Consider the following 13,304-nt stretch of genomic DNA (forward strand, 5'->3'; position numbering starts at 1 on the left):
ATAATTCAAGTGAATTTGTTTGAAAGAAGAACTTTAAAAGCTTTATTTTCACCCGATAAAATACCCATAAAACAAGAGGAAGCTCATTTGAGCTTCCTCTTGTGAAAAATTGTGGGACAGCAATGGACTTTAAGTCGCCTTTTTTATTGCTTGGATTCTTATTAAGTTATTTAAATGTGCTGCCCGCGATAAGACAAGGCTTCCGATAAATGTCCAGTCTGAATATCTGGACTTTGATTAAGATCGGCAATGGTACGGGCAACACGCAAAATGCGATGATAGCCTCTTGCTGATAAATTCAGTTTCTGCTGCGCCAGTTCAATCATTTTCTGAGCTGATGGATCGAGAGGGGCATATTGCTCCAGTTGTTTTGGACTAAGGCTCATGTTCAAGGCATTTTGCCGTTCGATCTGAATATTATAGGCGCTGATCACACGCTGTCTGACCGTTTCAGAGTTTTCGACAGGTTTATTGTCTTGTAACTCCTGTGCCTGTAAAGGTGGTACGTCAATATGCAGGTCAATCCGGTCCAGTAATGGACCAGAAATCCGGTTCTGATAACGCTTGATGCTTTCAGGTGAACATTGACAGCGGCTGTCCTGATTAAATGCATAACCGCATGGACAAGGATTCATGGCTGCCACCAGTTGAAAATTGGCTGGAAAAGTAATTTGCCGGGAAGCACGTGAGATTACAATTTCTTTGGACTCAAGCGGCTGACGTAATACTTCTAAAACCTTGCGGTCAAACTCAGGCAGTTCGTCTAGAAATAAAACGCCCAAATGTGCCAGTGTGATCTCTCCAGGTTTAGGATGTGAGCCACCGCCGACCAGTGCAATGGCAGACGCAGTATGATGCGGTGCCCGAAATGGCCGCTGGCCAAAGGGATGATTGGCATTGGCAATTGAATAGATACTAGCAACTTCCAGATTTTCCTGAGTATTTAAGGGAGGTAAAATACTGGCGAGGCGCGATGCTAATAAGGTTTTACCTGTACCAGGTGGGCCGCGGAACAGCAGGGAATGGCCACCTGCAGCTGCAATTTCCAAGGCACGTCGTGGTCGCAATTGTCCTTTCACATCCGCAAGATCAAATTTATAAAAAGAGTGCTGATCTAATGGACTGGTCTTAAACGGGGGCAAGGTTTCTGCTTGAGCCAGATGTGCACAGACTTCCTGTAAATGATTGGCAGCAAATACCTGAAAATCCGGAAGCTGAGAGGCTTCCTGAGCATTCGGACTAGGTAAGATCAGTTGATGCTGTGCCTGCTGGCAGGCGATTGCAATACTCAGGATTCCTGTTACTGGCCGCAATTGACCATCCAAGGCCAGTTCACCAATAAATTCAAGATTATCTGTGCAATTTTCTGGAAGCTGTCCTGAGGCCACTAAAATTCCTAGCGCAATCGGCAAGTCCAAACGTGAGCCATCTTTAGGTAGATCGGCAGGTGCCAGATTAATGGTCAGGCGTTTGGTCGGAAACTGAAAGCCACTATTCAGAATGGCAGAGCGAACCCGGTCCTTACTTTCCCTGACTGCGGCTTCAGGAAGCCCCACAATAGTGAGGGAAGGCATGCCAGAACTGACATGAACTTCGACTTCAATTAAAGGTGCATGCAGGCCTAACAGGCCTCGCGTATAAATTTTGGCAAAAGACATATTGTTGTTCCAATATAGTGCATTATTTTTATTGTTCTCGTGTCTTTTGTGCACTGTAGTTGTGCTTATTTTTTAATCGAGACTTTTTCTTCTAGCTCTTCGACTTGTTTTAGTAAATCATTTAAACGCTGATTGGCATTATTTAGGGCAGTGCGTTGACGTTCGAGCTCTTCTTTAGACACTAAATCCATTTTACTGACGGCTTCATTGAGCAGGGCACGCAGATTGTGCTCCAGGTCCTTTTTAGGGTGTTCAACTTGCTGCAAAATTGCTTGTAACAGGGTTTCAATCATAATCTGATCCATCGCCATATAAATGCGCGGACAGTGTAGCATTGCTGCAAGAGTGACTTACAGTATTTCAGATAAAATATAGGCTGCTTCGATTAGTAATATTGTAAAAATCCACATAAAAAATATCCAATTTGTGCAGATTCCAATACGTTATAAGTATAAAATAAAAGAGCAAGAAACATCGTGCCGGGCTTTCTAATTTCCCCCGACCTTAGGAATCTTGGCATGAAATTTGAACATAAAACCTTACTGGTGAAATAAGCCGAAGGAAAACAAACATGAAGCTCGTAACTGCAATTGTAAAACCTTTCAAATTGGATGATGTGCGTGAAGCATTATCTGAAATTGGTGTTCAAGGCATCACTGTGACTGAAGTCAAAGGCTTTGGTCGTCAAAAAGGCCATACTGAACTTTATCGTGGCGCTGAATACGTTGTAGATTTCCTACCGAAAGTCAAAATTGAAATCGCAATCAGCGACGAAATGGTTGATTCGGTAATTGAATCAATTACTCGTGTTGCAAGCACTGGCAAAATCGGTGACGGAAAAATTTTCGTAACTAACTTAGAACAAGTCATCCGTATTCGTACCGGTGAAACAGGTGCAGACGCTGTTTAATTTGGCACGAAGTTTGCTGAGTACCTAATAACTCACAAAAAACATGGTTGGGGGATACGAATGAAAAAAATGCTAATGGCGTTCGGCTTGTCCAGCGCTCTTTTAGGTGGTTCTGTTGCGTGGGCTGAAGAGGCCGTAACAGCACCAACACCTACTGAAGAAGTCGCACTCGTTGCAGAGACTGGTGATACTTCACTTACAACAACAGACACAACTACAGCAGAGATTGCTGAAGTGGCGCCAGCTGAACCAGCAGCGCCTGCAGAAGAAGAAGCTACTCTCGATACTGGCGATACAGCCTGGATTCTCACTTCAACAGCCCTTGTATTACTGATGACCATTCCAGGTTTAGCCCTGTTCTATGGTGGTATGGTCCGTAAGAAAAACGTGCTGGCAACAATGGCACACAGTTTTGTCGCTGCAGCCGTAGTCAGTATTGCCTGGGTCGTGATTGGCTATACATTGGCCTTTGGTGAAGGAAATGCCTTTATCGGCAGTCTGGACAAGCTCATGCTAGCCGGAATAACTACCGATGCGCTTTCAGGCACGATTCCTGAAATCCTGTTCGTGATCTTCCAAATGACGTTTGCCATCATTACGGTTGCCATCATCAGCGGTTCGATTGCAGAACGTATGAAGTTTGGTGCTTTTGTGGCATTCATTGCACTCTGGGTGATTCTGGTTTATGCACCAATTACTCACTGGGTATGGGGTGGCGGCTGGTTAGGCAACGACGGTGCGCTTGACTTTGCTGGTGGTACAGTCGTTCACATCAACTCAGGTGTAGCGGGTCTGGTTGCAGCCTACATGCTTGGTAAACGTATGGGCCTTGGCCGTGAATCAATGGCGCCACATAATCTGACTTTAACTGTAGTCGGTGCAAGCTTACTTTGGGTAGGTTGGTTTGGCTTCAATGGTGGTTCAGCATTGGGTGCGAATGGTTCTGCAGGTTATGCGCTGATCGTAACTCAAGTTGCAGCAGCGGCAGCAGCGATCTTTTGGTTAATTACTGAAAAAGTAGTACGTGGTAAAGCCTCTGTATTAGGTGGGGCTTCTGGTGCGGTAGCAGGTCTGGTGGTGATTACTCCAGCGGCTGGTTTCGTTACTGTCGGTGGTGCACTGGCAATGGGTTTGATCGGTGGTGTGGTATGTTTCTGGGGTATTACTGCTCTGAAACGCGCACTAAAAGCCGACGATTCTCTAGATGCCTTTGGTTTGCACGGTGTGGGTGGTATCGTTGGTGCGATTCTGACAGCATTCTTCGCAAGCGAATTCATCATGGGTGATGCTGCTCCAGCAAATGTAATGAGCCAACTTTGGGTTCAAGTTGAAGGTGTACTTGCAACCATCGCTTACTCTGCAGTATTAACTTTCGTGATTCTTAAAGTGATTGATCTGATCATCGGTATCCGTGTTTCTTCTGATGATGAACGTATGGGTCTGGACTTGAGTCAACATGGCGAACGCGTAGAATAATCTGCTAAAACAATAATCAATATATTGTGTAAAACAGCCCATCTGGGCTGTTTTTTTTCTATATATTGCGTAAAACTCTACAAAGTTTAGAATTTTTGCTACACTCGGAAATCATCAGGATTTGTTCAATTAAACCGCTATGCATTGCCCATTTTGCAATACACCAGACAGTAAAGTGATTGATTCACGCCTGGCCGCTGAAGGTTGCCAGATTCGCCGCCGTCGTGAATGCGTCAGTTGTAATGAACGTTTTACTACCTTTGAAAGTTATGAAGTGGTGATGCCGCGTGTCATCAAATCCGATGGCAAGAATGAACCCTTTGATGAAGCCAAATTGCGCCGTTCCCTGATGCATGCCTTGCAGAAACGTCCTGTGACGCAAGAACAGATTGAAACGGTGCTCAGTGATATCCAGTTGCAGATTCGCCGTCTGGGTGAGCGTGATGTCAAATCACGTACCATTGGTGAAATTGTCATGCAATCTCTATTTGCACTTGATCATGTCGCTTATGTCCGTTTTGCTTCGGTGTATCAGGACTTCCAGGATGTCGAGGCTTTTCGTCGTCAAATCGAACAGATGCAGCAACGTGGTGAGTTTCAAGAATAAGCATGACTGAACTCACTCAAGATCAAATCTGGATGCGCCGTGCCATCGAACTGGCACGTCAGAGACAGTACTCCACCAAACCCAATCCGAATGTCGGCTGTGTCATTGTCAAAGATGGCGTAGTCGTGGGTGAAGGTTTCCATCCTAAAGCCGGTCAGCCTCATGCTGAAGTGTTTGCCATGCGTCAGGCCGGAGAGCAGGCACGTGGCGCAACAGCATATGTGACTTTGGAACCTTGTGCTCATTATGGCCGTACACCACCATGTGCTAAAGGATTGGTTGAAGCAGGTGTGGCAAAAGTTGTGGTGGCCTGTCCTGATCCAAATCCATTAGTTGCTGGCAAGGGTGTGCAAATCCTGAAAGATGCCGGTATCGATGTTGAAGTTGGCATCTGTGAAAATGAAGCACATCCCCTGAATGATGGCTTTCTGAAAGCCATGGCAACCGCTATGCCTTATGTGCGTCTAAAAATTGCATCGAGTCTGGATGGCCGTACCGCCATGGCATCGGGTGAATCAAAATGGATTACCGGTGTGGAGGCTCGACAGGATGTACAGCATTGGCGTGCGATTTCTGGTGCCGTGATTACCGGCATCGACACTGTACTAGCAGATGATTGTCAGTTGAATGTCCGCAGTCTGAAGGGTATCGATGACATCAGCAGCATCGTTCAGCCAAAACGGATTATTCTGGATCGCCAAGGCCGTTTTCCACTGAATGCCAAAATTTTAGAAAATCCAGAAACGGTGATGGTGATGGGGCCTTATCGTCAGGAACTTGCCGATCTGGGGGTGACCCAACTGGCAATTCAGCCTTTAAAAGAATTGTTACAGCAACTGGTTCAGCAGCATCAGATTTATGATGTGCTGGTGGAAGCAGGAGCGACCTTATCTACCGCATTTTTACAGGCAGGACTGGTCGATGAACTCATCAGTTATGTTGCACCGACCTTATTGGGGCAAACTGCGCGTAGTATGTTCAATGCAGAATTTAGCCGAATGGCAGAACAACTTCGATTCAAGTTGCAGGACGTGACCCGTTTGGGTGATGACGTGCGCTTCAGGTTAATTCCTTCTCAAGAGACACTATGAATTCAGAGTCTACGGTTTATCACAAACGTCGCCATGCGGCACGTACCACAGATGAATATCTTTTCCATCAGTTGGTTCCTTATTTGGGGAACAAACGCCGTTTACTACATTTAATTCTGGAAGCACTTGAGAGCACGGGAACCTTAAAACGTGAAGATGGCCGTGCGCCGATATTTGCCGATTTCTTTGCCGGTTCCGGTGTGGTTTCGCGTCTGGCACGTCAAAATGGCTATCGTGTGATTGCCAATGACTGGGAACCCTATAGCCATGCGCTGAATCATGCAGTTCTGGCTTGTACTGATGCACCTGCATTTAAAGAACTGGGTGGCTATCAGAAAGCAATTGATTATCTGAACCGTCTGCCTGAAGTCAAAGGCTGGGTGACGCATAACCTGTGCCCACGCAATGATGAGATCTATGATCCGACCCGGGACCGTTTGTTCTTCAAACGCCGTAACGGGATGCGTATCGATGCGATCCGTCAGCAGATTGCCACTTGGCAAGCGCAAGGTGCGATTGATGACGTGGAAATGAGTGCCTTGCTGGCACCATTACTTTATTCAGCCAGTTTTGTCAGCAATACCTCAGGCGTATTTAAAAGTTTCCACCATGGTTGGGGCGGTAAAACCCAGACTGCACTAGAACGTATTGAATCTTTACTTTGGTTAACGCCAAGCCGTTTCTGTGAAGATGCTAAGCATCAAGGGCCTGCCGCAGAAATGTGGTGTGTCGATGCCCAGCATCTGGCCAATCAGATGAGTGGTTTTGAAGTCGATGTAGCTTATCTGGACCCACCGTATAACCAGCATGCCTATAGCAGCAACTATCATGTGCTGAATGCTTTAACACTATGGGATCAGGTAGATCTACCGACACCAGATACTAAAGGCTTCAAGAGCGGGATTGACCGTGCATGGCGTAAAGAACGTCCAAGTCAGTACAACTCATCCAAGCATGCCAAAGAGGCCTATGAAACTTTGTTGGCAACCATTAATGCGCGTTTTATCCTGACCAGTTATTCGACTGATGGTAATATCAGTGCCACAGATTTGCTGCAGGCTAACCTGAAACGTGGCCGTGTAACCTTGCTCACTCAGGATGTGCCACGTTATCGTGTCAGCAAACAGCGCCAGTCTGAACGTGCACGCGTACTGGAATTTATCGTGATTACCGACACGCATGCCAAGTCAGGACCGCCAATCCGTCAATTACTGAGCCAGTTGCATCATTATGCCGAGCTGGGCGGTGTGGATACGACCGGCGTGAGCACCCAGTTGGCCTTGTGGTAAGCGCAGAGAAAAAGGAAATAAAGATGTTTACAGGTATTATTGAAAGTCTGGGCAAGGTCGAGAGCCTGCAAAGCGTTGGCGGTGATGTGCGTTTACGCATCCAGACGGATCTGGATATGTCCGATGTACATCTGGGTGACTCGATTGCCACCAATGGCATCTGTCTGACCGTAATTGAGTGGGGCGAGAACTGGTATGCTGCAGATGTATCACGTGAAAGCCTGGACCGGACTACACTGGCTAACTGGAAAGTCGGCCAGCCTGTAAATGTCGAAAAGGCAATGCTGCCAACTACACGTTTTGGCGGACATATCGTCTCTGGTCATGTCGATGCTGTAGGTGAAATTACGGTGGTACGTTCAGATGCTCGTTCCATCTACTTTGAAGTGACTGCACCAAAAGAAATTGCCAAATATCTGGCAGAGAAGGGCTCTATAACAGTAGATGGCATCAGCCTGACCATCAATCACTTGCGTGGAAATATCCTTAGTCTGAATCTGATCCCGCATACAGCCGAACGTACCAATATTGGTACCTGGAAGTTAGGCACTAAAATCAATCTGGAAGTGGATGTACTGGCACGTTATATCGAGCGTTTATTGCTTGGTGAAAAGGCCGCAGAAACTTCAGAGCAGTCTAAAATCAGCATGGAATTCTTAGCCGAAAATGGTTTTTTGAAATAAATCCACTGAGCAATTACCAGACAGTCTAATTGAAAAATTAGACTGTCTTTTTATTTTTCGGGATAATACGTTGCTCAACTCGCGATTTTAGCCCCAGTGGACAGGTCGAATGCTCGATTTTTTACTTCATCTTGAACAGTCTTTACCTCTATTGCTAGAGCAGTATGGGGTGTGGATCTATGCGATTTTGTTCCTGGTGATTTTTGCGGAAACAGGTTCGCCGTTTTTCTTCTTCTTGCCCGGTGACAGTCTGTTGATTGCTGTCGGTGCGCTGTGTTCCAGCTCCGATTTGATTACCTTGCATTCTATGGGTTTATTGCTGCTGATTGCTTCGATTCTGGGTTATACCGTGAATTATTATTCGGGCAGGGTGCTCGGATTAAAGTATTTCAATGAGCATTCACGGTTTTTCAAACCTGAATATATGGTTAAAACCAATCATTATTTTATGAAACATGGCGGTAAGACGATTCTGATCGCGCGTTTTATTCCCTTTGTCCGTTCCTTCGGACCTTTTGCGGCAGGTTCTGGGCATATGAGCTTTGCGACTTTCAGTTTTTATAATGTGACTGGGGGAATTCTTTGGATTAGCACTTTGCTAGGGGCAGGCTATCTGCTTGGTAATACCGCATTTTTACTGGCTGACTTGTTTTAATTTTAAAGTAGATTTTAACTAGATAGAATAAGTTTAAATAAGGCAAGCAAGAGCTAAGGCTGAAAAATAAAAAGACTCTTTCAGCCAACTGACTATCAACTTTACTCAGCCAGATCAGAATTTTTCAGAATATAGTCAATTTCTTCCTTGGCTGCAGCGCGTAATTTCTCACGCAGTGCATTGACGGTTTGTTCAATCACAGTTTCTGCTTCGAGTTCCAGACGTAACCGTAAGCTTTCCAGCTCAGACAAAATCTGGGTATCGTCGATATTTAAGCGACCTTTGGCAAAGTCAAGCACCTGGTCCGGATTTTTCTGATAACGCGCGGCATAATCCTGAACCTCAGTATCCAGCATATGACGCATTTCAGCCAGCTTCTGGGTTTGCTCGGCAAATTTTCGCTCTTCATCACGGCGTAGCTGTTCAGCATAAGCCTGTTCTTCAGCACGTTTTTCGGCTAAGGCTTTTTCGAGTGCCCGTTGTCTGCGAATGCGTGCTTCTTCAATCAGTTCGGCCTTGCGCTGTGCATACGCTGCTTCAATTTTACGCTCAGACTCTTTCTGTAACTGTTGGTCGCGAACGAGCCATTCTTCTACAGCAGTTTCAGGCTTAAGTACTTCACAGATGCGCGAGAGGTCATCGATAAAGGTCTGACGTACAGCCTCAGGCGTGTTTAACCAGCGCTGTTTAAAATCTGGACCTACATTTAATGCCACTTGCATCTCCTTGTTCACGTGATTACTTAGAGCTTAAAGGTATTTGGCTGAATGCCAAAGCGACGATATTGTTTATATTTCTCACGTCCCAGCTGTTTAGCCGGTTCATTGTTTTCAATAATCTCAATAATGTGACTAAATTTCGCATCAGGTTCAAGTGCTTCCGGATTAAAATTAAAAATAATCCAGCCAGGCTGCTCTGGTAATTGAGCCGATATACAAACGGTCGCATCTGGCTGATCGATTCCATGCGGAATAAAGCTGGCAGGATCAAAGTTCCATAGCTTTTCATCCAGTTCCTGCTGTAAGGCAGGATCGGCACACAGCAGCCAGATACGCTCTGGCTGACGCAAAATTTTACGGCATAAACGACAAGTGCTGTCCACTTGTCGTTCAGGGCTTTTTTCAAATAAATAAAAGCTGACCTTAGCCATGCTTTTGAACGCGATTAGCCAGGAATTGCATTAATAGAGGTACTGGACGGCCAGTTGCGCCTTTATTTGGACCTGAATTCCATGCAGTGCCTGCAATATCCAAGTGAGCCCAGCGATATTCACGCGTGAAACGTTGCAGGAAGCATGCAGCTGTTACAGAACCGGCTTTAGGGCCACCAATATTGGCAATATCAGCAAATGGTGAATCCAGTTGTTCCTGATAGTCGTCCAGTACTGGCATGCGCCATACACGGTCAAATGCATTTTGGCCGGCGGTTTCAAGCTCTGCAGCCAGCTCATTGTCTGGCGTAAACATACCGGTCAAGACTGAACCTAAGGCCACTACACAAGCACCGGTTAGAGTTGCAATATCAATCACCAGGGCAGGGTTGAAGCGTTTCACATAAGTTAGCGCATCACAGAGTACCAGACGGCCTTCAGCATCAGTATTTAAAATTTCAACAGTTTGACCACTCATGGTGGTTACGATGTCACCTGGACGGGTAGCTTTGCCCGATGGCATATTTTCCGCTGCAGCAATCGCACCTACCACATGAATTGGTAAACGAGATTCGCATAGTGCACGAAGCGTGCCCAGAACTGAAGCTGCACCGCACATATCGTATTTCATTTCATCCATGCCAGCGCCTGGTTTTAATGAAATACCGCCGGTATCAAAAGTAATGCCTTTACCCAGTAATACAACTGGTGCTTCTTCACGATGAGCCAGATATTCAATTGTAATAATACGGCCTGGACGGTCTGAACCTTTGCTAACTGCAAGGAAGGCACCCATACCAAGGTCAGCCATTTGCTGTTCATTAAGTACAGTTACTTTAAGCAGGTCCGGATATTGAGCCGCCAGCGCTTGCGCCTGTTCTGCCAGATATTCTGGGAAACAAATATTGCCAGGACGATTACCCAGATCACGCGCCAGATTCTGACCAGTCTGAATGGCCTGAATCAATTGCAACTGTTCAGCTGTTAGCGGAGTTTCGGCAGCGATGAAATCAATCTGCTGCAGAATAAATTCGTTCTTTTTTGACTTGTATTCGTCATAGCCGTAGCTGGCTTGAGTTAAAGCCAATGCAAACAGATAGTGCAATTCTTGTGGAAGTTGTGTCAGATCAACAGAAATCTGTTTGAATTTTTTTTGAGAGCCTTTAATAATGGCTTGGGCAATTTTCGCCAGTTTTCCCGCTTGTAATTCGGCAGTCTTGCCGAGGCCGATCAGGGCCGCATGCTGAGACTGGCTGACCTGTCCAATCAGGCTTAAACTTTCTGCCAGACCAGCCTTGAATTGAGATGCTTCAATTAATGTATCTAGGCTGTTGATTTGGTATGTTGATGCAGCGCTCTGAATCTGTTCTGAGTCGACTAAAATCAACAAAGATTGACTTGATCCATTCTCTGGGAATGACGTATTAATTGTAAGGTTCATATCTTGTTTTCACGCCTGTTTAGATTTGCAAATCATTCAAGCATTGAAACATTTATCCGAATAGATTTTCAATGGGCAGAGCCACCTAGGTTTTATATTTTTGCTATTCGGGTAAACTAGCACTCGTTTTATGGAGCTCATTTTGGAAGAACTAATTTGATTATTCGGCGTTATCTGGTCAAGCAAGTGGTATCGACCTCCTTGGTGGTGATTGCCTTACTGACCCTTATCATGATGGGCGGTCGTTTGATCAAGTATTTTGGTGTGGCCGCACAGGGGCGTCTGGATGCTGGAATCCTGTTCAGCATCATTGGTTATCGTTTGCCTGAATTCCTGACCTTGATTCTTCCACTTGGGTTCTTTATTGGCTTAATGCTGGTCTTTGGTCGTCTCTATGTTGATCATGAGATGGCGGTCTTAAATGGTAGCGGAATTAGCCGGCATCAGCTGGCACGTCTTTTGATTCCGATGACTTTGGTCTATCTCCTTGCACAAGGCTTTCTCATGTTGTGGGCTTCACCGTGGGGGATTCGACAGTTCGAAGCCTTGACCAGTGAGCAGGCAGTACGAACCGGCTTTGATCTGGTTCGGCCCAAAGAATTTATCTCTTCCGGACCTTATACCATTTATGCCGGAGATCTATCCGAAGATCGCAAAAACCTGAAAGATATCTTCTTCTATCAGCGTGCGGAAAAAGAAGGCAAGCCAGATGTGATGATTCTGGCGCAGGAAGCGACCCGAATTGAAATGCCGAATGATGCGGCCAATGTGGTCGATCTCGTCAATGGCCGCCGCTATGAAATTTATCCAGGCACGCCGCAATATACCCAGGCTGAATTTGAAAGCTATCGTTTACGGATCGAAAGTGATAAAGAAGCAGAACTGGCCAGTGATGAAGTCGAGGCCTTGCCGACCGGACAGCTTTGGAAAAACCGTCAGGATCCGGTGGTAGCCAGTGAGCTTGGCTGGCGTGTCTTTGTACCATTTGCCATTGTAATTGCCCTGATTTTGTCTGTAGCCCTGTCTGAAGTGAGCCCACGTCAAGGTCGCTATCTCAAATTATTCCCGGCACTGATGATCTTTGCCAGCCTGATCGTCGCCCTGATGGCGATCAAAACCCGGGTCAGCAAGGCGGAAATGGGCATTTGGGCTTATCCATTGGTCCTGATCATATATGCCATAGCCGGTGCATTGTTCTCACGTAAACAGAATTTGGCGCCAAAAATTAAAAAACGGATTCAGCGAGTGAGGTCTTAACAATGTTAGCACGTCGTATAGTTGCCAAACATGTGACCGGAACCACCGCGCTGGCGATGCTTGGGGCAACCGCTGTTCTTTCAGGTCTGCAGGTCTTATTTACGTATTTAGGTGAATTGGGTTCCCTGAAAGAAGGCTATGGTGCCTGGGATGCCTTGAAATATGTACTCTGGGGGGCACCGAATTATCTTTATGAAATCCTGCCAATTTCGGCACTGATTGGCGCGGTACTCGGTTTAGGTACATTGGCTTCCAATAGTGAACTGATCATAATGCGTTCAGTCGGAGTCAGTCTGTGGCGGATTGTCGGCTGGGTGATCCGTTCAGCATTGCTATTGGTCGTATTATCGTTTGCCCTGAGCGAGTGGGTGATTCCATATACCAATGAACAGGCCAAAGCAGTCAAAAGCTATAACAAGCCAGTCAAAATTGGTGAAGTGAAAGGTTACTGGACGCGTGAGGGTAATCGCTTTATCTATATTGATTATGCCAACGCCAAGGGCCAGCTGAAAAATGTACAGATGCTGGACTTTGATGACAATTACCGACTGCGGGGTACTCTGGATGCCAAGCAGGGTGAATTCGTCAAAGATGGGGCTTGGAAACTAGATAGCACAGAACAGTTTGATATTTTACAAAACGGCAATGCGACACTGGTACAGCATGATGAGCAACCACTGGCTTTGGCTTTGCAGCCGAAATATGTGCATATGGTCACGATTGATCCGGAAGATTTATCACCAAGTCAGTTAGTGAGCTTTATGAGCTATATGCATGAATATAGTCAGGTACCTAAAACCTATCACCTGGCCTTCTGGCAGAAAGTCGGTTCGCCATTTGCCCTGATTGCGCTGGTAGTGATTGCCTGTTCATTTATCTTTGGGCCATTGCGTCAGCAATCGATGGGCTTCCGTTTGGTGATTGCGTTATTCGCAGGGTTAGGCTTCTTCTATCTGCAGGATTTTCTCGGTTATGCCAGTCTGGTCTATGCGCCGTCACCGGCATGGTTTGTATTTATTCCTATTTTGCTGATGTTTGCTATTGGCGGCTACTTGCTCCATCGGGCCCGCTAAACTACAGGAAAATA

Annotated in this window: 14 protein-coding genes; 9 read left to right on the plus strand and 5 right to left on the minus strand. The window is 46.0% G+C overall.

Features of this window, described 5'->3' with window-relative positions; genetic code table 11:
• Window positions 1–170: 170 nt before the first annotated feature.
• Both FTV31_RS11630 and FTV31_RS11635 read right to left on the minus strand, forming a co-directional pair.
• Window positions 171–1,658 carry a YifB family Mg chelatase-like AAA ATPase gene (locus FTV31_RS11630; RefSeq protein WP_180014991.1) on the minus strand — a complete coding sequence of 496 codons (1,488 nt, stop codon included), beginning with the start codon at window positions 1,656–1,658 and terminating at the stop codon, window positions 171–173.
• Window positions 1,659–1,723: 65 nt separating this feature from the next.
• On the minus strand, window positions 1,724–1,951 hold the full coding sequence (locus FTV31_RS11635) for an accessory factor UbiK family protein (protein WP_159123951.1): 228 nt from the start codon (window positions 1,949–1,951) through the stop codon (window positions 1,724–1,726).
• 278 nt (window positions 1,952–2,229) lie between these two features.
• On the opposite strand from FTV31_RS11635, the gene glnK reads away from it, so the two are divergent.
• From glnK to FTV31_RS11670, 7 genes are all read left to right on the plus strand, one after another.
• Window positions 2,230–2,568, plus strand: a complete 339-nt coding sequence (gene glnK, locus FTV31_RS11640; protein ID WP_004650081.1) for a P-II family nitrogen regulator — start codon at window positions 2,230–2,232, stop codon at window positions 2,566–2,568.
• A gap of 60 nt (window positions 2,569–2,628) precedes the next feature.
• Window positions 2,629–4,044: an ammonium transporter gene (locus tag FTV31_RS11645; RefSeq protein ID WP_180014993.1), complete on the plus strand. Its 1,416-nt coding sequence runs from the start codon at window positions 2,629–2,631 to the stop codon at window positions 4,042–4,044.
• A gap of 139 nt (window positions 4,045–4,183) precedes the next feature.
• A complete protein-coding gene (gene nrdR / locus FTV31_RS11650; protein ID WP_004787309.1) occupies window positions 4,184–4,651 on the plus strand; it encodes a transcriptional regulator NrdR in 468 nt (155 codons plus the stop codon).
• 2 nt (window positions 4,652–4,653) lie between these two features.
• Window positions 4,654–5,742 (plus strand): bifunctional diaminohydroxyphosphoribosylaminopyrimidine deaminase/5-amino-6-(5-phosphoribosylamino)uracil reductase RibD, encoded by a 1,089-nt coding sequence (gene ribD, locus FTV31_RS11655; RefSeq protein ID WP_180014995.1) that lies wholly within the window; start codon window positions 4,654–4,656, stop codon window positions 5,740–5,742.
• Window positions 5,739–7,031 carry a DNA adenine methylase gene (locus tag FTV31_RS11660; RefSeq protein ID WP_004787305.1) on the plus strand — a complete coding sequence of 431 codons (1,293 nt, stop codon included), beginning with the start codon at window positions 5,739–5,741 and terminating at the stop codon, window positions 7,029–7,031. Before ribD ends, FTV31_RS11660 begins: the two co-directional genes overlap by 4 nt.
• Before the next feature lie 23 nt (window positions 7,032–7,054).
• Entirely contained in the window at window positions 7,055–7,714 is a 660-nt protein-coding gene (locus FTV31_RS11665) for a riboflavin synthase (RefSeq protein ID WP_180014997.1), read from the plus strand.
• Window positions 7,715–7,823: 109 nt separating this feature from the next.
• On the plus strand, window positions 7,824–8,369 hold the full coding sequence (locus FTV31_RS11670) for a VTT domain-containing protein (protein WP_004787301.1): 546 nt from the start codon (window positions 7,824–7,826) through the stop codon (window positions 8,367–8,369).
• Window positions 8,370–8,470: 101 nt separating this feature from the next.
• On the opposite strand, the gene FTV31_RS11675 is transcribed toward FTV31_RS11670, so the two are convergent.
• From FTV31_RS11675 to FTV31_RS11685, 3 genes are read right to left on the minus strand one after another with little or no spacing between them, the layout of a single operon-like run.
• Window positions 8,471–9,085 carry a hypothetical protein gene (locus FTV31_RS11675; protein ID WP_180014999.1) on the minus strand — a complete coding sequence of 205 codons (615 nt, stop codon included), beginning with the start codon at window positions 9,083–9,085 and terminating at the stop codon, window positions 8,471–8,473.
• Window positions 9,086–9,111: 26 nt separating this feature from the next.
• Window positions 9,112–9,519: a DNA polymerase III subunit chi gene (locus FTV31_RS11680; protein ID WP_179992212.1), complete on the minus strand. Its 408-nt coding sequence runs from the start codon at window positions 9,517–9,519 to the stop codon at window positions 9,112–9,114.
• Window positions 9,512–10,960, minus strand: coding sequence for a leucyl aminopeptidase (locus FTV31_RS11685; RefSeq protein WP_180015001.1), 1,449 nt, complete (start codon window positions 10,958–10,960; stop codon window positions 9,512–9,514). Before FTV31_RS11685 ends, FTV31_RS11680 begins: the two co-directional genes overlap by 8 nt.
• 156 nt (window positions 10,961–11,116) lie before the next feature.
• Here FTV31_RS11685 and lptF point away from each other — a divergent pair, with 156 nt between their 5' ends.
• Window positions 11,117–12,217 (plus strand): LPS export ABC transporter permease LptF, encoded by a 1,101-nt coding sequence (lptF, locus tag FTV31_RS11690; RefSeq protein WP_034703425.1) that lies wholly within the window; start codon window positions 11,117–11,119, stop codon window positions 12,215–12,217.
• Window positions 12,218–12,219: 2 nt separating this feature from the next.
• Window positions 12,220–13,290: an LPS export ABC transporter permease LptG gene (lptG, locus tag FTV31_RS11695; RefSeq protein ID WP_180015003.1), complete on the plus strand. Its 1,071-nt coding sequence runs from the start codon at window positions 12,220–12,222 to the stop codon at window positions 13,288–13,290.
• The last annotated feature ends 14 nt before the right edge of the window (window positions 13,291–13,304 follow it).

Source organism: Acinetobacter sp. YH16031, from assembly GCF_013417335.1.
Classification (GTDB): Bacteria; Pseudomonadota; Gammaproteobacteria; order Pseudomonadales; family Moraxellaceae; genus Acinetobacter.

Coding starts and splice junctions, on each gene's coding strand:
- FTV31_RS11630 (WP_180014991.1), bottom strand. CDS start 1,658: ATGTCTTTTGCCAAAATTTATACGCGAGGCCTGTTAGGCCTGCATGCA.
- FTV31_RS11635 (WP_159123951.1), bottom strand. CDS start 1,951: ATGATTGAAACCCTGTTACAAGCAATTTTGCAGCAAGTTGAACACCCT.
- glnK (WP_004650081.1), top strand. CDS start 2,230: ATGAAGCTCGTAACTGCAATTGTAAAACCTTTCAAATTGGATGATGTG.
- FTV31_RS11645 (WP_180014993.1), top strand. CDS start 2,629: ATGAAAAAAATGCTAATGGCGTTCGGCTTGTCCAGCGCTCTTTTAGGT.
- nrdR (WP_004787309.1), top strand. CDS start 4,184: ATGCATTGCCCATTTTGCAATACACCAGACAGTAAAGTGATTGATTCA.
- ribD (WP_180014995.1), top strand. CDS start 4,654: ATGACTGAACTCACTCAAGATCAAATCTGGATGCGCCGTGCCATCGAA.
- FTV31_RS11660 (WP_004787305.1), top strand. CDS start 5,739: ATGAATTCAGAGTCTACGGTTTATCACAAACGTCGCCATGCGGCACGT.
- FTV31_RS11665 (WP_180014997.1), top strand. CDS start 7,055: ATGTTTACAGGTATTATTGAAAGTCTGGGCAAGGTCGAGAGCCTGCAA.
- FTV31_RS11670 (WP_004787301.1), top strand. CDS start 7,824: ATGCTCGATTTTTTACTTCATCTTGAACAGTCTTTACCTCTATTGCTA.
- FTV31_RS11680 (WP_179992212.1), bottom strand. CDS start 9,519: ATGGCTAAGGTCAGCTTTTATTTATTTGAAAAAAGCCCTGAACGACAA.
- FTV31_RS11685 (WP_180015001.1), bottom strand. CDS start 10,960: ATGAACCTTACAATTAATACGTCATTCCCAGAGAATGGATCAAGTCAA.
- lptG (WP_180015003.1), top strand. CDS start 12,220: ATGTTAGCACGTCGTATAGTTGCCAAACATGTGACCGGAACCACCGCG.